17 protein-coding genes are annotated in these 19882 nt (G+C 72.5%); 12 read left to right on the forward strand and 5 right to left on the reverse strand.

The features are described 5' to 3' along the window. Positions 1–372: 372 nt before the first annotated feature. Positions 373–3105: a pyruvate dehydrogenase (acetyl-transferring), homodimeric type gene (aceE, locus tag ACFXKG_RS15365; protein WP_384837900.1), complete on the forward strand. Its 2733-nt coding sequence runs from the start codon at positions 373–375 to the stop codon at positions 3103–3105. A 122-nt stretch (positions 3106–3227) separates the two neighbouring features. On the opposite strand, the gene ACFXKG_RS15370 is transcribed toward aceE, so the two are convergent. Further along, positions 3228–3704, reverse strand: coding sequence for a peptidase inhibitor family I36 protein (locus ACFXKG_RS15370; RefSeq protein ID WP_384837903.1), 477 nt, complete (start codon positions 3702–3704; stop codon positions 3228–3230). A 249-nt stretch (positions 3705–3953) separates the two neighbouring features. After that, complete coding sequence (locus tag ACFXKG_RS15375) at positions 3954–5561, reverse strand: MFS transporter (RefSeq protein ID WP_384837906.1); 1608 nt, start codon at positions 5559–5561, stop codon at positions 3954–3956. 121 nt (positions 5562–5682) lie between these two features. Between ACFXKG_RS15375 and ACFXKG_RS15380 the strand changes: the two genes are divergently transcribed. From ACFXKG_RS15380 to ACFXKG_RS15410, 7 genes are all read left to right on the forward strand, one after another. Then, entirely contained in the window at positions 5683–6306 is a 624-nt protein-coding gene (locus ACFXKG_RS15380) for a TetR/AcrR family transcriptional regulator (protein WP_384837909.1), read from the forward strand. Between the two features lie 391 nt (positions 6307–6697). Next, positions 6698–7918, forward strand: coding sequence for an alpha/beta hydrolase (locus ACFXKG_RS15385; protein WP_384837912.1), 1221 nt, complete (start codon positions 6698–6700; stop codon positions 7916–7918). Positions 7919–8037: 119 nt separating this feature from the next. Further along, positions 8038–8946, forward strand: coding sequence for a DUF4429 domain-containing protein (locus tag ACFXKG_RS15390; RefSeq protein ID WP_384837915.1), 909 nt, complete (start codon positions 8038–8040; stop codon positions 8944–8946). 162 nt (positions 8947–9108) lie between these two features. Continuing rightward, complete coding sequence (locus ACFXKG_RS15395; protein WP_384837918.1) at positions 9109–10575, forward strand: sensor histidine kinase; 1467 nt, start codon at positions 9109–9111, stop codon at positions 10573–10575. After that, positions 10572–11255, forward strand: a complete 684-nt coding sequence (locus ACFXKG_RS15400) for a response regulator (protein WP_384837921.1) — start codon at positions 10572–10574, stop codon at positions 11253–11255. The genes ACFXKG_RS15395 and ACFXKG_RS15400 overlap by 4 nt, the downstream gene beginning before the upstream one ends. Positions 11256–11505: 250 nt before the next feature. Next, a complete protein-coding gene (locus ACFXKG_RS15405; protein ID WP_384837924.1) occupies positions 11506–12576 on the forward strand; it encodes an alpha/beta hydrolase in 1071 nt (356 codons plus the stop codon). Beyond that, positions 12573–13778, forward strand: a complete 1206-nt coding sequence (locus tag ACFXKG_RS15410; protein ID WP_384837927.1) for an acyltransferase — start codon at positions 12573–12575, stop codon at positions 13776–13778. Before ACFXKG_RS15405 ends, ACFXKG_RS15410 begins: the two co-directional genes overlap by 4 nt. A 74-nt stretch (positions 13779–13852) precedes the next feature. Here the strand turns inward: ACFXKG_RS15410 and ACFXKG_RS15415 are convergent, their stop codons facing one another. Both ACFXKG_RS15415 and ACFXKG_RS15420 read right to left on the reverse strand, forming a co-directional pair. After that, positions 13853–14893: an aldo/keto reductase gene (locus ACFXKG_RS15415; RefSeq protein WP_384837930.1), complete on the reverse strand. Its 1041-nt coding sequence runs from the start codon at positions 14891–14893 to the stop codon at positions 13853–13855. Then, positions 14890–15363: a MerR family transcriptional regulator gene (locus ACFXKG_RS15420; RefSeq protein ID WP_384837932.1), complete on the reverse strand. Its 474-nt coding sequence runs from the start codon at positions 15361–15363 to the stop codon at positions 14890–14892. The genes ACFXKG_RS15415 and ACFXKG_RS15420 overlap by 4 nt, the downstream gene beginning before the upstream one ends. 86 nt (positions 15364–15449) lie before the next feature. On the opposite strand from ACFXKG_RS15420, the gene ACFXKG_RS15425 reads away from it, so the two are divergent. Both ACFXKG_RS15425 and ACFXKG_RS15430 read left to right on the forward strand, forming a co-directional pair. Then, positions 15450–16022 (forward strand): GNAT family N-acetyltransferase, encoded by a 573-nt coding sequence (locus ACFXKG_RS15425; protein ID WP_384837935.1) that lies wholly within the window; start codon positions 15450–15452, stop codon positions 16020–16022. 10 nt (positions 16023–16032) lie between these two features. Continuing rightward, on the forward strand, positions 16033–16854 hold the full coding sequence (locus ACFXKG_RS15430; RefSeq protein WP_384837938.1) for a serine hydrolase domain-containing protein: 822 nt from the start codon (positions 16033–16035) through the stop codon (positions 16852–16854). A gap of 27 nt (positions 16855–16881) precedes the next feature. On the opposite strand, the gene ACFXKG_RS15435 is transcribed toward ACFXKG_RS15430, so the two are convergent. Further along, a complete protein-coding gene (locus ACFXKG_RS15435) occupies positions 16882–17589 on the reverse strand; it encodes a pirin family protein (RefSeq protein ID WP_384837941.1) in 708 nt (235 codons plus the stop codon). Positions 17590–17646: 57 nt separating this feature from the next. On the opposite strand from ACFXKG_RS15435, the gene ACFXKG_RS15440 reads away from it, so the two are divergent. Both ACFXKG_RS15440 and ACFXKG_RS15445 read left to right on the forward strand, forming a co-directional pair. Next, positions 17647–18828, forward strand: a complete 1182-nt coding sequence (locus ACFXKG_RS15440) for a helix-turn-helix domain-containing protein (protein ID WP_365812762.1) — start codon at positions 17647–17649, stop codon at positions 18826–18828. A gap of 89 nt (positions 18829–18917) precedes the next feature. Beyond that, entirely contained in the window at positions 18918–19874 is a 957-nt protein-coding gene (locus ACFXKG_RS15445; protein WP_384838027.1) for an ACP S-malonyltransferase, read from the forward strand. Positions 19875–19882 lie beyond the last annotated feature (8 nt).

Consider the following 19882-nt stretch of genomic DNA (forward strand, 5'->3'; position numbering starts at 1 on the left):
ACGTTCCGGGCGCCTTCGTCGCATCTCCCGTCACTTCGATCCCACCGCGCATGACCGGGGCCACACGTTTCCTCCTTCTTTGCCATGGTATGCCGTTTCGGTGCGCCAATCCGGCCCGAACGACCGAACGGAACGCTTGGACGGGATGGGCGTAAGGTTGCGATTTGATCGTTGCGGGAACCGGCCCCGAGCGGCCCCGCAGCCAGGAATTTCCTGGAGAATTGGGGTTACCGCTCGGTAGAGATGACGTTTCCGTCGTCGCGGTAGCACGATGGATGCGGCGTACGTTCCCCCGCGCAGCAGTATCCCGACCGCGTGCACCGCATCGTCCGTGTGCAGGGCACGACACGACCGACCAAGCGAAGGACAAGCGTGGCTTCCGGATCCGATCGCAATCCGATCATCATTGGCGGCCTTCCCAGCCAGGTCCCGGACTTCGATCCCGAAGAGACCCAGGAGTGGCTCGACTCACTCGACGCCGCCGTCGACGAGCGAGGCCGTGAGCGTGCCCGGTATCTGATGCTCCGGCTGATCGAGCGGGCGCGCGAGAAGCGCGTGGCCGTACCCGAGATGCGCAGTACGGACTACGTCAACACCATCGCCACCAAGGACGAGCCGTTCTTCCCCGGCAACGAGGAGATCGAGCGCAAGATCCTCAACGCGACCCGCTGGAACGCCGCGGTCATGGTCTCGCGCGCCCAGCGCCCGGGGATCGGGGTCGGCGGCCACATCGCCACCTTCGCCTCCTCCGCCTCCCTGTACGACGTGGGCTTCAACCACTTCTTCCGCGGCAAGGACGGCGGCGACGGCGGCGATCAGATCTTCTTCCAGGGCCACGCCTCCCCCGGCATCTACGCCCGCGCCTTCCTGCTGGACCGCCTCAGCGAGAGCCGGCTGGACGCGTTCCGCCAGGAGAAGTCGAAGGCGCCGTACGGGCTGTCCAGCTATCCGCACCCGCGTCTGATGCCGGACTTCTGGGAGTTCCCCACCGTCTCGATGGGGCTCGGCCCGCTCGGCGCGATCTACCAGGCCCGGATGAACCGCTATATGGCGGCGCGCGGGATCGCCGACACCTCCGCCTCCCATGTGTGGGCCTATCTCGGCGACGGCGAGATGGACGAGCCCGAATCGCTGGGACAGCTCTCCATCGCCGCCCGTGAGGGCCTGGACAATCTGACCTTCGTCGTGAACTGCAATCTCCAGCGCCTGGACGGCCCGGTTCGCGGCAACGGCAAGATCATCCAGGAGCTGGAGTCGCAGTTCCGCGGGGCCGGCTGGAACGTCATCAAGCTGGTCTGGGACCGCTCGTGGGACCCGCTGCTGGCGCAGGACCGCGACGGCGTGCTGGTCAACCGGCTGAACACCACGCCGGACGGGCAGTTCCAGACGTACGCCACGGAGACCGGCGCGTACATCCGCGACCACTTCTTCGGCGACGACCAGCGGCTGCGCGCCATGGTCGAGAACATGACCGACGACCAGATCCTGCACCTCGGACGCGGCGGCCACGACCACCGGAAGGTGTACGCGGCGTACGCGGCGGCCAAGGCGCACCAGGGCCAGCCGACGGTGATCCTCGCGCAGACCGTCAAGGGCTGGACGCTCGGGCCGAACTTCGAGGGCCGCAACGCGACCCACCAGATGAAGAAGCTCACCGTCGCCGACCTCAAGGGCTTCCGGGACCGGCTGCACCTGCCGATCACCGACCGGCAGCTGGAGGACGGGCTGCCGCCCTACTACCACCCGGGCAGGGACTCGGAGGAGATCCAGTACATGCACGACCGGCGCAGGTCGCTGGGCGGGTACGTACCGACCCGGGTCGTCCGCGCGAAGCCGCTGACGCTCCCCGGCGACAAGACCTACGCGGCGGTGAAGAAGGGCTCCGGGCAGCAGTCGATCGCCACCACCATGGCGTTCGTCCGGCTGCTCAAGGACCTGATGCGGGACAAGGAGATCGGCAGGCGCTTCGTGCTGATCGCGCCCGACGAGTACCGCACGTTCGGGATGGACTCGTTCTTCCCGAGCGCCAAGATCTACAACCCGCTGGGCCAGCAGTACGAGTCCGTCGACCGTGAGCTGCTGCTCGCGTACAAGGAGTCGCCGACCGGGCAGCTGCTGCACGACGGCATCTCCGAGGCGGGGTGCACGGCGTCGCTGATCGCGGCGGGCTCCGCGTACGCCACGCACGGCGAGCCGCTGATCCCGGTGTACGTCTTCTACTCGATGTTCGGTTTCCAGCGGACCGGTGACCAGTTCTGGCAGATGGCCGACCAGCTCGCGCGCGGTTTCGTGCTGGGCGCGACCGCCGGCCGTACGACGCTGACCGGCGAAGGTCTCCAGCACGCCGACGGCCACTCGCATCTGCTGGCCTCGACCAACCCGGGCTGTGTCGCCTACGACCCGGCGTTCGGCTTCGAGATCGCGTACATCGTGCAGGACGGTCTGCGCAGGATGTACGGGCCCGAGAGCGAGGACATCTTCTACTACCTCACGGTCTACAACGAGCCGGTCCGGCACCCCGCCGAGCCCGCCGACGTGGATGTCGACGGCATCCTCAAGGGCATCCACCGCTACCGGCCGGCCGAGCGGGGCGAGATTCCGGCGCAGATCATGGCGTCCGGTGTGGCCGTGCCGTGGGCGATCGAGGCGCAGCGGATCCTCGCCGAGGAGTGGAACGTCAGGGCCGACGTCTGGTCGGCCACGTCCTGGAACGAGCTGCGCCGTGAGGCCGTCGAGGTGGAGCGGCACAACCTGCTGCACCCGGAGGAGGAGCAGCGCGTCCCGTACGTGACGCGGAAGCTCTCCGGCGCGCAGGGCCCGTTCGTGGCGGTCTCGGACTGGATGCGCTCCGTGCCGGACCAGATCGCGCGCTGGGTGCCCGGTACGTACCAGTCGCTGGGCGCGGACGGTTTCGGCTTCGCGGACACGCGCGGCGCGGCCCGTCGTTTCTTCCACATCGACGCGGAGTCGATCGTGCTCGGGGTGCTGACCGAGCTGGCCAGGGAGGGCAAGGTCGACCGGTCCGCGCTGAAGCAGGCGGTGGACCGCTACCAGCTCCTGGACGCGTCGGCGGCGGACCCGGGGGCGGCGGGCGGCGACGCCTGACCGCGGGGAGTGCCGCGGGCGCTGCCGCCGAAGATCAGCGGACCGCGGAAGATCAGCAGTACGTCGTGAGGGCGGCGGGGCCGGAACGGTGCCGCCGCCCTCCGGCGTACGGTGCCGGCCGGTCATCGCTCCCAGATCTTGAAAGCCCTCACCCGGTACGGGGAGCTGGGCAGCCAGGTGCCGGTGCCGGGGTACGTCTCGAACTCGCCGGTCTCCCCGCAGGTGGCGGACTGGTACGTGGTCACGGGGCGGCCGGTGCGGTTGGCGAGGGAGTGGGCAGTGGTGCCGGCGGGAAGCGGCACACAGCTGTCGATGTCGGTCCCGGAGAGCTCGTAGGTCTGCCGGGCGCCCTTGAAGTCGTCCTTCTCCCAGAGGCACAGCTCGCCCGCCGCGCACGTCCCGAGGCGCGGCGGCACGGCCCGCGCCGCCGCCGGCGCGGCGGTGCCGGTCCCGGGGAGCAGGGCGGCGAGGGTGAGCGCCCCGACGGCGGCGCCGACGGTCCCGGCCGTACGGCGGAAGGCCGCCGTACGGGGAGCGGTCCTGTGGTTGGTGGTCGTGGTGGTGCGCTGCTCGGTCATCTCGTTCGGCCCCCGTGTCATGTGTCGTGCGGTCTCGTGTCGCGCGGTCTCGTGCCGTGCGGTACACGTGTCGTGCAGTCAGGTGTCGTGTGTCGTGTGCTGCCGGGACCGCGTGCCGCGATCTCGGCCGCCACCACTCTGACCTGCGACTGAGCATCGCCGGAAGGGGGTGGGGCCGCCCTCCACCCGGATAGGCGACAGCCCCGCCGGAACCTTCCGGCGGGGCTGTCATGGGCGTGATGTTGACGCCGGGTCACCCGGAGGCTGACGTCAGATGTGAACTCCTCCGCCCGCGGCGTCCGCGTTGTCGCCGCGCTTCGTCAGCAGGGCGACGAAGACCGCCACGACGGCGACTGCGGCCGCGACGAGGCAGGCCAGCCCCATGCCGGACATGAAGGTGTCGTGGGCGACGGCCGTGATCTGCTGGGCGACCGCGGGCGGCATGTCGGGGGTCACGGGCGCCATCCCGACCTGGACGGCCTCGGTCGCCTGGCCGGACTGGGCGGCGGTGAGCGGGGGCAGCCCGGCCTCGGTCCAGTTGCCCGGCAGGTCGTTGGAGACCTTCGAGGCCATCACGGCGCCGAGCACGGCCGTACCGAGGCTGCCGCCGATCTGCATGGCGGACTGCTGGATGCCGCCGGCCACCCCGGAGAGCTCCAGGGGCGCGTTGCCGACGATGACCTCGGTCGCGCCGACCATCACGGGGGCGAGACCGAAGCCGAGCATCGCGAACCAGACGGACATGGTGAGGCTGCTGGTGTCCGTGCCCAGGGTGGACATGCCGAACATGGCCGCGGCGGTGAACGCCATACCGCCGGCCAGCGGGATCCGCGGTCCCACCTTGGTGATGAGCACCCCGGCGAGCGGCGATCCCACGATCATCATCCCGGTGAGCGGCAGGAGATGGAGACCGGCGTCGACCGGGCTCATGCCGTGCACGTTCTGGAGGTAGAAGGTGACGAAGAAGAGCCCGCCCAGGAAGGCGATGGCCATCAGCACCATCAGCACCACACCGGCGGAGAGCGGTACGGAGCGGAAGAGCGCCAGCGGGACCAGCGGCTCCGCGACCCTCGTCTCCCAGTAGGCGAAGCCGCCGAAGCAGATCAGCGCCCCCGCGATGTACAGCCAGGTCGTGCCGGATCCCCAGCCCCACTCGGGGGCCTTGATGATCGCCCACACCAGGGCGAACATGGCGGCGGAGAGCAGCACGATGCCGAGGATGTCGAAGGACTTCGGGGCGTTCTGCGCGCGGTGGTCGAGCAGGATCAGCGTGCCGAGGACGAGGGCGGCCACGCCCACCGGCACGTTGATGAAGAAGACGGACTGCCAGTTCACGTGCTCGACCAGCACGCCGCCGAGGATCGGCCCTCCGGCGGTCGAGGCACCGATGACCATGCCCCAGATACCGATGGCCATGTTGAGCTTCTCGGCCGGGAAAGTGGCCCGCAGCAGACCGAGCGCGGCCGGCATCAGCAGCGCCCCGAAGAGCCCCTGGAGCACCCGGAAGGTGATCACGAGGGAGATGCTGTGGGAGAGCCCGATGGCCCCGGAGGCGGCGGCGAAGCCGGTGACACCGATGAGGAAGGTCTGCCGGTGACCGAAGCGGTCGCCCAGCTTGCCCGCGGTGATCAGCGCCACGGCGAGCGCCAGGAAGTAGCCGTTGGTGATCCACTGGACGTCGGCGAACGACGCGCCGAGGTCGGTTTTGATGGCCGGATTGGCGATGGCGACAATGGTGCCGTCGAGCGCCACCATCATGACGCCTATCGCCACGGAGAAGAGAGTCAGCCAAGGGTGGCCGCGCCGCCCCTTGGACGGCGTCTTTTCCGGGGGTTCCGGGGTCGGAGGCGCCTTGTCGACAGTGGTCTGACTAGTCATACCGGGAACGGTAGTGTCAGCCACTGACAGTTGACAAACCAATTCACACGTCAGTAACTGTCATTTTGCTCCCCGGTAAGGAAAGCGGTGGGAGCGAGATTCCGAAGGTGAGGTTTCCGCGGTGACCGGACTGCGTGCCCGCAAGAAGCAGCGCACCCGGGAGTGCCTGCTCCGGGTGGCACTCGAACTGTTCACCACCCAGGGGTACGAGCGGACCACCGTCGACGAGATCGCGGACGCGGTGGAGGTCTCCCAGCGGACGTTCTTCCGCTACTTCGCCAGCAAGGAGGAGGCCGCCTTCGCCATGGTCGATCTGGTGGAGTCGAAGTTCGTCGAGGCGCTGCGCGCCCGGCCCGCCGCGGAGGGCCCGTTCGAGGCGATGCGCAACGCCGTGTCGTCCGTCTGGGACGGCGTGGGCGACACGATCGAGTCCGTCGTGACGGTGGAGCTGTACATGGACTCGTACCGGATGATCGAGTCGACCCCGGTCCTGCTCGCCGCCCATCTGCGCCGCTCCTCCGATCTGGAGGAAGGGGTCGCCCGGCTCATCGCGGACCGCGAGAGCCTCGACGTCGACACCGACCCGAGACCCCGGGTGGCGGTCGCCGCGTTCACGGGTGTGATGCGGGCGTCCGGGCGGATGTGGGGCCGCGGCGAGGACTCCGGCGTGGCGGGTCTCGGCCGGCTGACCGAGGCGTATCTCGACCAGCTCACCCCGCGGCTCCTGGTGGACGACTGGGACTGACCGACGGCGGGCTCCGGATCGGGCGAGGCCGACCCCGCGGCCGCCCCGACCCCGCGGCCGCCCCGGCCGACCCGGCCGCCCTGGCCGACCCGCCGCGCTCATATCACCTCCCACATCGCCGCGCGTCACGCAAGGGCCGTTCGGGGGAAAATGCGGAGAAACGGCAGAGAAACCGCGCGGGAAGGGCGGAGATTCCCCGCAGGGACGGCACCCGTTGCTCACCGCCGTGCGGAACTCACTCCCCACGCACTCCCCCACGCGCTCCTATGCGCCGGAGCGTGCACTCCCGCTGCACGATCGGTGAGGTTACCGTTGGTTCAATCCTCCGCCGCCGGTGATGTGTCTCACGCTCGTCGCGAGGCCCCCCGCGCGCGCTCTAGGGTGAGAAGCAGTGACTTCCTTCGACTCCACCCCCACGCTGAGCGTGTGGCGCGCGCTGCTCGCCCTCGCGGTCGTCTTCATGATGCTGGCGACCACCGGATGGACCGCCGTGCAGCATCAGCGCGGCCCCGGCGAGCCCCTGACCGCCGCCTTCAACGCCTGGGAGCGGGGCCGGATCGGTGCCCGTCACCTGCCTGATCCGACCGGGCCCTCCAAGACCCTGTCCGCGTTCTTCGCCTCCCTCGACACCGCTCAGCAGTCCCGGCTCGCGGACAGATATCCGCTCGCCGTCGGCAATCTCAACGGTGCCCCGGCCGCCCTGCGCTACCGGGCCAACCGGGTCGCGCTGGCACAGGCGCGGACGGTCGAGGAACACCGGATGCACGACAGCAGGCTCTCCGGCGACGGCCGTCAACTCGCGGGCCGCCGCATGCACCGGTACGAGTCACTCCTCGGCGGCGACCGGCAGATCCTCGCGTTCGACCCGTCGGGCCCGGGCCGGGTGGCCGAGGTCCTGGGCGATCTCGACCGGGCCCAGCGCGTCTCGGTCGTGGTGCCCGGAGTCGACACCAACCTCCTGACCTTCGAGCGCGAGAACCGCAGGTACGCGGCGCCCGTGGGCATGGCCGAGTCCCTGTACTCCGCCGAACGCCGGGCCGACCCCGGCACCCGTACCGCCGTCATCGCCTGGGCCGACTACACCTCCCCCGCCGGCCTCGGCGTGGACGCGGCCATCGGGAAGCTCGCGGAGGACGGCGCCGTACGGCTCACCGCGCTCACCGCCGCGCTGCCCGGCCGGTCGAAGGTCTCGCTCTTCTGCCACAGCTACGGCTCCGTGGTGTGCGGGGTCGCCGCGCGCGCCCTGCCCGACCGGGTCACGGACGTCGCGGTCGCGGGCAGCCCCGGCATGCGCGTGGAGAACGCGGCGCAGCTCAGCACCGGCGCGCGGGTGTGGGCCATGCGGGACCGCGACGACTGGATCCAGGACGTGCCGTACCTCGCCGTCGGCGGGCTCGGCCACGGCGCCGACCCGGTGACGCGGGCGTTCGGCGCCCGGGTGCTCTCGGCCGCGGGCGCGGTCGGGCACGCCGGTTACTTCGAGCCGGGCACGGAGAGCCTGCACAACTTCGCGGACATCGGAGTCGGTTCGTACCGCGCCGTGACGTGCGCGGACGGCGCCGGGTCGTGCCGGAGCGGCATCGTCTACGACGGCGAGACGATGGCCGGATAGTCAGCGGCCGTAGACCACCCGCTCCCGGGGGCACGAGGGGCCCCGCGCGGCCTGACGCGCGTAGAATTCCCCCTCTTCGGCAGGCGACGCCGGGGCGCGCGACGCCTACGATGAGGCACATGGGTGATGTGCTTGCGGGGATTCATGCCACCTGGGAGTTCGACAGCGACAGCGTGCTCATCCGCTTCGAACGGGGGATACGGACGCCGAAGCTCCTCTCGGCGCTGGGCGAACGCCGTATCCCTCACGAGGCGTTGTCATCGGTGACGCTCACTCCGGGCAAGCGGGGGACGGTCGTCCTGCGTGCCGTGCCGAGACCGGGCGCCGACCCGCTCACGGAGGCCGCGGCCGGCCAGCTCAGGGAGAGCGGCGATCCGTACCGGCTGGTGCTGCCCGCCGAGTCCGAGACCCTCGCCGAGTACTACGCCGACGAGCTGCGCGCCGCGCTCACCGCCGCGCGGCGGCGGCGCGAGGACCGGGGAGAGGCGCCCGACGAGCCCGCGGAACGCTATCTGGTGGCGGCGCCCGCGGCGCCGCTGCACTTCAAGGCGTACGACGGCAAGGCGTCCTTCGACGGTACGACGGTCTCGTTCCGGTGGTTCTGGACGGGCGCCTCCTCCACGAAGTGGAAGGCGGGTGACCAGCGTCTGGCCGTCACGGAGCTGGAGGGCGTCGAGTGGCGCTCCCCCGAACTCTTCGACGGATACCTGCGCCTGCTCCCGCGCGACGGACACGGCACGGCGGGCTCCGGATCGGGCGAGGCCGACCACGACCCGGCCGCGGTCGTCTTCGGGCTCGGCTACGGCCCGGTCCACGAGTCGCTGCCGTTCGCGGCCGCCGTCCTGGCCGCGGTACGCGGCGCGGCGAAGCGGGTGCCGGCCCCGGCCCTCGCGATGGCCCCGGCGGGCCGCCGCGACCCGGCGGACGTCGCGGACCGGATCAGACACCTCGGGGAGCTGCACCAGGCGGGCCTGGTGACGGACGAGGAGTTCACGGCGAAGAAGACGGAGCTGCTGGCGGAGCTGTGAGCGGACGGGGAGGGGCTGTGGTCGGCGTGTGCCGTGGGGGGGCGTGTGGTCGGCGTGTGCCGTGGGGTTTCCCGGCGCCCCGGGTCATACCTGGGTATGAGGCGCGGACCGGCTCTCCGGTATGACGCGGGTCATCCGGCCGCTGCCTAGGCTGACCAGGTCATGAGTACCGTTCCCCCGCCGCCTCCGCCGGCCGCGCCGCCGCCGCCTTCCTCGACACCGCCGTCCCCCGCGCGCCCCGCCCCGCCGCGGGGGAGCCTGCGGGCGACCGCGCGGTCGCTCGCCGACGCGCTGCGGACCCCCTCGGACTCCACCGAACCGCTCCTCTCCACCGCGCCCAGGCGGTGGCAGCGGCGCACCCCGTACGTGCTCGTCCTCGGCTTCACCGTCACCCTGCTGCCCGTCACCACCACCGTCCTCAGCCAGGACTACCGGCTCGGCGGCGGCTGGTCGGGGGCGCTGGCCACCGCGCAGACCGCGCCGCTGCTGCTCGCCGTGACGCGGCCGCTCCAGGCGTGGTGGATCATCTTCGCCGCCGATGTCGTCGGCGGGATCCTGCTCCGGAGCGCCGACGGCACCGACGGACGGCCGTGGCCCTGGACGCCCATGGTGATCGTGGGCTACCTGGTGCTGATGATCTGTCTGGGGCTGCGCGAATCGCGCCGTACCCTGCTCGCCGTCTGGCTGGCCACCGGCCTCGCCGGGCTCTTCTTCGAGCTGATCTCGCAGAGCAGCAGCGACGGCACCCATCTGCTGCTGTTCGTCCTCAGCGGGCTCTTCCTGGTCCTCAGCGCCGCGCTGCGGGAACGCGGCGACGCACAGCGCCGGCTGGTCGAGCAGGAGACCATCAGCGAGGCGGAACGGGCCCGCAGGACCCTGCTGGAGGAGCGCGCCCGGATCGCCCGTGAGCTGCACGACGTGGTGGCCCACCACATGTCGGTGATCACCGTGCAGGCGGACTCGGCGCCGTACCGGATCGAGGGGCTGCCGGACGCCGCGCGCGAGGAGTTCTCCACGATCGCCGCCGGGGCCCGGGAGTCCCTGACGGAGATGCGGCGGCTGCTCTCGGTGCTCCGCAGCGACGGCACGGAGGGCGAGCGGACGCCGCAGCCGGGGCTCGACCGGGTGCAGCAGCTCGTGGAGGCGACCGTACGGGCGGGGGTGCCCGCCGAGCTGTCGCTGCCCGCCGGGCTCGGGACCGTACCGCCCGCCGTGGACCTCTCCGCGTACCGCATCGTGCAGGAGGCGCTGGCCAACGTCGTGCGCCACGCACCCGGCGCGCGGACGCGGGTCTCGGTGGTCGCCCACGCGGACCGGCTGACCGTCCTGGTGGTCAACGGCCCTGCGGCCGGGCGGACTTCGCCGCTGGAGACCACCGGCACGGGTCACGGGCTGGTCGGCATGCGCGAACGCGTACGGTTGACCGGCGGCACGCTGGACACCGGGCCGCTGCCGGACGGCGGCTTCCGGGTCGCGGCCCGTCTCCCCCTGGCCGCCGACCCGAGCGGCGACGCGGGCGTCACCCCGACCGCAGACCCGAGCGCCGTCCCGACCACCGACCCGACCGCCGACCGGACCGACCGCCTGCCGCACGTCCCGAAGAACCCGGCCCCCGAGGACACCCCTTGACCATCCGCGTGATCATCGTCGACGACCAGGCCATGGTGCGCGCGGGGTTCGCCGCCCTGCTCTCCGCGCAGTCCGACATCGACGTGGTCGGCGAGGCGCCGGACGGCCGCAAGGGCGTGGAGGTCAGCCGCACCGTTCACCCGGACGTGGTGCTGATGGACGTCCGGATGCCGGAGATGGACGGACTGGTCGCCGCCCGCGAGCTGTTGAACCCGCCGACGGGCGTGATCCACCTCCCGAAGGTGCTGATGCTGACCACCTTCGACGTGGACGACTACGTGTACGAGGCGCTGCGCGCCGGCGCCTCCGGCTTCCTCCTCAAGGACGCGCCCCCGGCCGATCTGATCGCGGCCGTACGGATCGTCGCGTCCGGCGAAGCGCTGCTCGCGCCCTCCGTGACCCGCCGGCTGATCGCGGACTTCGCCCAGCAGCGGCCCGCCCCGCGCCGGGACCGCGCCCAGCGGCTGCGGGGGCTGACGCCCCGGGAGACCGAGGTGCTCGAACTGATCGCGCGCGGACTCTCCAACCTGGAGATCGCCGAGCGGCTGGTGGTGGCCGAGCAGACGGTGAAGACCCATATCGGCCGGGTCCTTTCCAAGCTCGGACTGCGGGACCGCGCGCAGATCGTGATCTTCGCGTACGAGTCGGGCCTGGTCACCCCGGGCGACACCCCCGCCTGATCCGGGCGCCGCCGGGCGCGTCCCGTAAGGGCCGCGCCGCCGGACCCGATTCCGTACGCCGCCCCGCCGCACCGCCGATCCGAGACGTCGCACCGCCGCCCCGGACCCTTACGGGGGCAGGCCCCCAGTACCCCCACTACCCAGGTATGACCCGGTAGTTGGCTCCCGGGTGTGACGTCCGCCCGTACACCTTCTTCCTACTTTCCTCCTCGCCACCTCGATGGACGAGAGCGGGAAGAGGGAGACGTACATGCGCCGCTACAAGAGGACTCTGGTCGCCGCCGCGCTGGCGACGACCGTGGTCGGGGGCACGGCGGGCTGGGCCTCCGGCAGTGCGCAGCAGGCCGTGACCGGGCCGCCGCCCGGGAGCGCGGCCTGGCGGGCCGACGGCTCGCTGGGGCGGGCGCTGCCCGATCCGGGGTCGGCGAGCCCGTACGAGGTCGCCGCGTTCTTCCGGGCGCTGACGCCCGGACAGCGCGCGGACCTCACCCGCCGCCACCCCTCGGTCGTCGGCAATCTCGACGGGGTGCCCGTGGCGCTGCGCTACGAGGCCAACGCGCTCACGATCCGGGCCGCGCACGACCCCCGCTACGGGCGTCTCGCGGCGCCCGGCCGGCGGATCCTCGCCTTCGACCCGCGGGGCCGGGGCCAGGTGGCCGAGGTGTACGGGGATCTGACGGCGGCCCGCCATGTCGCCGTCGTGGTGCCGGGCTCGGACATCGACGCGGGGAGCTTCGACCGCGCGAAGGACCCGTACGGCACGCCCGCCGGGATGGCCGCGTCGCTGCGGAGGGCGACGCGGGACCGTACCGCCGTCGTCGCGTGGGCGGGCTACACCACCCCCGTGGGGGTGGGGCTCGACGCGGCCACCGGCGACCTCGCCGAGGCGGGGGCCCGGCGGCTGGCGCGGTTCACCCAGGGGCTGGCGGCGGCCGGGGCGGCGAAGCCCGCGCTCTTCTGCCACAGCTACGGCTCGGTGGTGTGCGGGCTCGCCGCCCACGAGGTGAACGCCACCGACATCGTGGTGCTCGGCTCGCCCGGGATGCGCGCCGACGACGTCGCGGGCCTCCGTACGGAGGCGCGGGTCTGGGCGGCGAAGGATCCGTCCGACTGGATCTCCAAGGTCCCTAACGTCGAGTTCGCCGGGCTCGGCCACGGCCCCGACCCGGCCGCCGCGGAGTTCGGCGCCCACCGGGTGCCCGCCGCCACGGCCGAGGGCCACACCGGCTACTTCGTCCCCGGCACGGACTCGCTCCGCGCCTTCGCCGCCATCGCGCAGGGCCGCGCCGCGCAGGACCGTACGACGGGAGAGGGCCGATGATCGCCGGGACCGTGGCGAAGATCGAGGCGCGCACCCCCGCCTCCCGCGACCGCGCGATCGACGGGCTCCGCGCCCTCGCGCTGCTCGCCGTGCCGACCGGGCACTGGCTGCTCGGCGGCTTCACGCTCGACTCCGGCGGCGCGCTGCACAACGCGAGCCCCCTCACCGCCTTCGGCGGTTTCGCGCCGGTGAGCTGGGTGCTCCAGATGCTGGGCGTCTTCTTCCTGGTCGGCGGGTACGCGTCGGTCCTCTCGTACCGCAGGCGGCCCGGCACGACGGCCGCCTGGCTGCGCGGCCGGGTGGTGCGTCTGGGCCGGCCGGTCCTCGGGGTGACGGCCGTCTGGGCGGTGCTGCTGCCGGTGCTGTACGGGCTCGGCGTGCCCGGCACGACGCTGCGGACCGCGTCGACGCTGGTGATCCAGCCGCTCTGGTTCGTGGGGATCTACGTGGTCGTCACCGCGCTGACCCCGTACTGCGTCGCCGCCGCGCGCCGGCTCGGCGGCTGGTCCGCCGCCCCGCTGCTGGTCTCCGTCGCCGCCGTCGACCTGCTGCGGTACGGGCCGTACGCGGACGCCGTGCCGTCCTGGCTGAGCGTGCTCAACATCCTGCCCGGCTGGCTCTTCGCGTACCAGCTCGGTGTGGCGTGGGGCGAGGGGCGGATCGGGCGGCGCGGGGCGCGGGTCCTGCTCGCCGGCGGTGTGCTGCTCTTCGCCGCGCTGCTGGTGGTCTTCGACTACCCGGCGTCGATGGTCGGAGTCCCGGGTGAGGTCCGCACCAACTCGCATCCGCCGTCGCTGCTGGTGCTCGCCCTCGCCGCCGCGCAGAGCGGCGCGGCGATCCTGGTCAGGGACCGGCTGGGGCGGCTGCTGGTGCGGCCCGCGCTGTGGGCCCCGGTGGTGGTCGTGAACCTCTCCGCGATGACGATCCTGTGCTGGCACCAGACGGCGATGCTCGCGGTGGCCGTACCCGGTTCCTTCGCCGGTCCGCTGACCGGTCTGACGACCTCGCCGGACACGCTCGGGTGGATCGTGGCCCGGCTGACCTGGCTGCCGCTCTTCGCGACGCTGCTGGTGGTCATCGGCCGGTACGCGCGCGGCTTCGACGCGCCGTGGGAGACGGGGACGCGGGGCGCGAAGGCCCGCCGCGCGGCGGCGGGGCTGCTCGCGGCGGGCTTCGCGGTGTTCGCGCTGGGGCTGGCGTGAGCCACGGGGGCACGGGGCCGGGCTCACTACCGGGCAGGGCCCACTCCCGGGCAGGGCTCACTCCCGGGCAGGGCTCACTCCCGGGCGGCCGACGTGAAGGTCATGTCGGCGTACCGGCCGCCCGCCACCCGCGCCGCGATCGGCTCCAGCAGGCTCAGCTCGCTCTCGGTGAGGATGAGATGCGTCGCGGCGGTGTTCTCCTCGATCCGGCCGCGCCTGCGGGTGCCGGGGATCGGCACGACGGCCAGGCCGTGCAGCGGCGCCCGCTGCTGCACCCAGGCGAGGGCGACCTGGCCCGGGGTGGCGCCCCGCCCCTCGGCGATCTTGCGGACCGGCTCCAGCAGCGCGGCGTTCGCGGCGGCGTTGTCCCCGGTGAAGCGCGGCTGCTGCCGACGGAAGTCGTCGGCGCTCAGCTCGCGCTCGGCGTGGACGAACGAGCCGGTCAGGAAGCCGCGGCCGAGCGGGGAGTACGGCACGAGCCCGACCCCCAGTTCGGCGGCGGCAGGCACCGCGGTCTTCTCGATGTCGCGGCTGAAGAGCGACCACTCCGACTGGAGCGCGGTGATCGGATGCACGGCGTGGGCCGCGCGCAGCTCCGCGCCGGTGACCTCGCTCAGCCCGAGGTAGGTGACCTTGCCCTCGTCGACCAGCTCGGCCATGGCGCCGACCGTCTCCTCGATGGGGACGTTCACATCGCGCCGGTGCATGTAGTAGAGGTCGATCCGCTCCACGCCGAGCCGCCGCAGGCTGCCCTCCACGCAGTGCCGCAGATAGGCCCGGTCGTTGCGGATAATCCGGCTGCCCGGGTCGGCGGGATCGATCCCGAGGGCGAACTTGGTGGCCAGGACGATCTCGTCGCGGTGCGCCCGGACGAACGGCGCGAGGAACTTCTCGTTCTCGCCGTCGCCGTACACGTCCGCCGTGTCGTACAGCGTCACCCCCAGCTCCAGGGCCCGCTCCAGCGTGGCGCGCGCCTCGTCGGCGTCCGTGGGCCCGTACGCGAAGCTCATGCCCATGCAGCCGAGCCCCTGGGAGCCCACCTCGGGGCCGCCGGTGCCCAGGCGTACCTTCTCGATCCTGCCGTCGTTCGTGCTCCGGCTCTTGTTGTCGCTCATCGGGGGTCGAACCTCTCCGACGCCGTGCGGGCGTCCGCGTAAAAGCTGATCTTGTGGTCGAGCACGGACACCGTGTCCTGAAGCTCCGTGATCCTGCGGAGCACGTCGCGGCGGGTCCGTTCCAGCAGCTCCTGCCGCTCCTCGAACGTCTCGTCGCCTACCCGGATCAGCTCGGCGTACCGGACCATGTCCGCGACGGGCATCCCGGTCAGCCGCAGTTTGGTGACGAAGACGAGCCAGTCCAGGTCCTTGTTGCTGAAGCGGCGCTGCCCGGTGTGCGACCGGTCGATGTGCGGCATGAGGCCGATCCGCTCGTACCAGCGCAGGGTGTGCGCGGTGAGCCCGGTGAAGGCGGCGACCTCGCTGATCGTGTAGCGGTCCTCGCCGTGGGGCCGTGGATGGGCCGACGGCGCGGTGGCGCAGATGTCGACGGGGGCCGTCCGTACGGGGCTGCTCTGGATCAGCGTCATACCTTCAACGCTAGAACCTTCGAGTGCACTCGAAGCAAGTGGAAAAGGCGATGACTCTGCCGAACGGAGTGGCAGAATCGCACTCCATGAGCCTCGCACGCCGCGCGACCCCGGCGGACGCCGGAGAGCTGGTCCGGCTCCGCACGATCATGCTCGACTCGGTGCACGGGCCGGACCAGGACACCGCCTGGCAGTCCCCCGCGGCCGAGACGCTGCGTACCCGGCTCGCGGATCCGGGCGGCGATCTCGCCGCCTTCGTCGTGGACCGGCCGGGGGACGGACCGGTGCGCGCGGTCGGGGCGGACGGGGCCGGACACCTCGGCGGTACGGGCCTGGCGGCCTGCGCGGTCGGTGCCATCGAGCAGCGGCTCGGCAGTCCCGGCAACCCGCTGGGGCTCGTCGGCCATGTCTTCAGCGTCGCCACCGATCCTGACCTGCGGCGGCGCGGCTACTCCCGGGCCTGCATGGAGGCGCTGCTCGACTGGTACCGGAGCCGTGGCGTCCGGAAGATCGATCTGCACGCGTCGGAGGAGGGCGAGCCGCTCTACGCCTCGCTGGGTTTCGTCCGCAACCCCGCCCCCGCCATGCGGCTGCGGCCCCACGGCGGCGGTCCTGACGGCGCGGAGGGCGGCAGCCGGCCCGTCGCACCTGCCCAGTAGGCTCGGGCGCATGCAGAGCCTGGCGATGATCGAGAACTGGCCCGTGCCGCACGCCGCGGCCGTCGTCGTGCGCGCCGACGGGAGTGTCGCCGGGTCGTACGGACCCACCGCGCGGCGGTTCCCGCTCGCCTCCGTGACCAAGCCGCTCGCCGCGTACGCGGTGCTCGTGGCGTACGAGGAGGGCGCCGTCGAGCTGGACGAGCCGGCCGGGCCCGACGGGGCCACCGTGCGCCATCTGCTCGCGCACACCAGCGGGCTCGCCTTCGACGAGCACCGGGCGGCCGCCGCGCCCGGCACCCGCCGGCTCTACTCCAACGCGGGTTTCGAGGTGCTGGGCGACCATGTCGCCAAGGCCACCGACATCCCCTTCGCCGACTACCTCCGCGAGGCCGTGCTCGAACCGCTCGGCATGGCCGACACCTCCCTGCCGGCCGGCGGCTCACCGGCGCGGGACGGCGTGTCGACCGCCTACGACCTGGCGCGGTTCGCCGCCGAGGTGCAGGCGCCCCGGCTGCTCGACCCGCGTACGGTGCTGGAGGCGACGGGCGTGGTCCACCCGGGGCTCTCCGGGGTGCTGCCGGGCTACGGCAACCAGAAGCACAACGACTGGGGGCTCGGCTTCGAGATCCGCGACGGCAAGTCCCCGCACTGGACGGGGAGTTCGTCGTCGCCGCGCACCTTCGGCCACTTCGGGCAGTCCGGTACGTTCCTGTGGGTCGACCCGGACGCGGGGGTGGCCTGTGCGGCGCTGGCGGACCGGGACTTCGGACCGTGGGCGATCGAGGCGTGGCCACCGTTCACGGACGCGGTGCTGGCGGAACTGGCCGGATAGCGCCCTCCGGCCCCGCCCGGGGGCGCCTCAGGCCCGCATCTCCCAGAGGAGCACCTCCGCCGCCGCTCCCCCGCCCGCGGTCCCGGGTCCGGCGACCAGTTCCAGCCCCCGCGCGTCGGTGATCCGCGCCGAGTCGCCGGGGGCCAGCTCACCCGTACCGCCGGCGCCCTCGGTGCGTTCGGGCCCCTCCAGCCGTACCGCGCCCCGCACCACGTGCGCGTAGACCGCGGGCGCGTCCGGCACGGCGGAGCGCTCGCCGGCCCGCAGGCGGCGTACGTGCAGCAGCGCGCCCGCCCGGGGCAGGGCGTACGGGGTGGCGTCGGCGATGCCCCGTACGACCTCGTACGCGGGCTCGCCGCCCGGCTCCAGCGGGGTCAGCCACATCTGGACGAAGACCAGCGGGTCCGGTCCGTCGTTGCGCTCCACATGGCGCACCCCGCCCGCGGAGCTGAGCCGCTGGAGGTCGCCGGGGCGGACGACCGTGGCGTGCCCGGCCGAGTCGCGGTGGGTCAGCTCGCCCTCGACGACCCAGGTGACGATCTCCGTGTGCCGGTGGGGGTGTTCGTCGAAGCCCGCGCCGGGCGCCAGCCGTTCCTCGTTGCAGGCGAGGAGCGCGCCGAAGCGGAGGTTGTCCGGGTCGTAGAAGGGTCCGAAGGAGAAGGCGTGCAGCGACTCGATGCCCGCCGCGGCGTCGCCGCCCGCGTAACGCTCCGCTGCGTACCGTACGAGAATCACGTCACCACCGTAGCCCCGGCCCCACGAGCACCCGAGCCGATAAGGCAGTCTTGTCCCGTGCCTGAACCATCGAACGAACCCCATCCGCATCCCGCGACGCTGCGGCGGCTGGAGCAGTCCTCAGGACGGCTCGCCGCGAACGCCATCGCCCGCATGGACGAGACGCTGCCGTGGTACCGCGCGATGCCTCCGGAGAACCGTTCGTGGATCGGGCTGGTGGCACAGGCGGGGATCGCGGCGTTCACCGAGTGGTTCCGTCACCCGGAGACCCCGCAGGCCATCTCCACCGATGTCTTCGGCACGGCGCCGCGGGAGCTGACCCGGGCGATCACCCTGCGCCAGACCGTCGAGATGGTGCGGACCACGATCGAGGTCATGGAGGCGGCGATCGGAGAGGTCGCCGCTCCCGGCGACGAGTCCGCGCTGCGCGAGGCGCTGCTCGTCTACGCGCGGGAGATCGCCTTCGCCACCGCGCAGGTGTACGCCCAGGCCGCCGAGGCGCGCGGCGCGTGGGACGCGCGGCTGGAGTCGCTCGTCGTCAACGCGGTGCTCTCGGGCGAGGCCGACGAGGGCGCCATCTCGCGGGCGGCGGCGCTGGGCTGGAACTCCCCCGAACATGTCTGCGTGCTCCTCGGCACCGCCCCGGACGAGGACAGCGAGCTGACCGTGGAGGCGATCCGGCGGGCCGCGCGCCACGCCAAGCTCCAGGTGCTGACCGGGGTGCTCGGCGACCGGCTCGTGGTGATCGCGGGCGGCAGCGACGATCCGCTGAAGGTGGCGAAGGCGCTGATCGGCCCGTACGCGGCGGGCGCGGTCGTCGCGGGCCCCGTGGTGCCCGATCTGCTGGCCGCCACGAAGTCCGCGCAGGCGGCCGCGGCGGGGCTCAAGGCGTGTTTCGCCTGGCAGGACGCCCCGCGCCCGGTGCTGGCGGACGATCTGCTGCCGGAGCGCGCGATCGCCTCCGATCCGGCGGCCCGCGAGCAGTTGGTGGAGGAGATCTACAGACCGCTCGAAGAGGCGGGCTCGGCGCTGCTGGAGACTCTGAGTGTCTATCTGGAGCAGGCGAGCAGCCTGGAGGGCGCCGCGCGGATGCTCTTCGTCCACCCCAACACCGTGCGCTACCGGCTGCGACGTGTGACTGACGTCACCGGATGGTCACCCTCCGACGTCAGGTCGGCGTTTACGCTGCGGATTGCGCTGATCCTCGGGCGTCTGGCCGACGGGGATCCCCAGTCCTAGGCTTTTGTCGTACTCCAACAATTCCCCTCACGGTTCTTCGTTCCTGTCCTCACGGGCGGTGAGGACCGTACACAAGAGAGAGTGTGAGTGTGCTCGTACTCGTCGCTCCCGGCCAAGGCGCTCAGACGCCCGGCTTCCTGACTCCCTGGCTCGATCTCCCCGGCGCCGAAGACCGGCTGCGGGCCTGGTCGGCCGCCATCGACCTGGATCTGGTCCACTACGGCACGAAGGCCGACGCGGACGAGATCCGCGACACCGCCGTCGCGCAGCCACTGCTGGTGGCCGCGGCGCTGCTCTCGGCCCGGCAGCTCTTCCCCACCACCGCCGACCTGGTGCCGCGCGTCGGCGCGGTCGCGGGCCACAGCGTCGGTGAGCTGGCCGCCTCGGCGCTCGCCGGGGTGTTCGCGGACGACGTCGCCATGAGCCTCGTACGGGCGCGTGGGCGGGCGATGGCCGAGGCCGCCGCCGTCACCGAGACCGGCATGTCCGCGCTGCTCGGCGGCGACCCGGAGACCACGCTCGCCCACCTCGACAGGCTCGGCCTGACGCCGGCGAACGTGAACGGCGCCGGCCAGATCGTGGCCGCGGGCACGGCCGAGCAGCTCGCCGCGCTGGCGGAGGACAAGCCCGAGGGTGTGCGGCGCGTGGTGCCGCTGAAGGTCGCCGGGGCGTTCCACACGCACCACATGGCGCCCGCCGTCGAGAAGCTGTCGGTCGCCGCCGCCTCCGTCGACGCCGCCGATCCGGCCGTTCCGTACGTCTCGAACAGCGACGGCGGCGCCGTCGCGACCGGCTCCGAGGTGGTGGCGCGGCTGATCGGCCAGGTCGCCAACCCGGTGCGCTGGGACCTGTGCATGGAGACGTTCCAGGAGCGGGGCGTGACCGCGCTGATCGAGCTGTGCCCCGGCGGCACCCTGACCGGGATCGCGAAGCGCGCCCTGCCCGGTGTGCGGACCCTGCCGCTGAAGACCCCCGCCGACCTGGACGCGGCCCGCGAACTCATCGCCGGGTCCGCGCCGTCCTCGCACTCCTCCGCGGCTGAATAAGGAGCAGA

Origin of the sequence: Streptomyces sp. NPDC059255 (genome assembly GCF_042752355.1) — a bacterium.
Classification (GTDB): Bacteria; Actinomycetota; Actinomycetes; order Streptomycetales; family Streptomycetaceae; genus Streptomyces.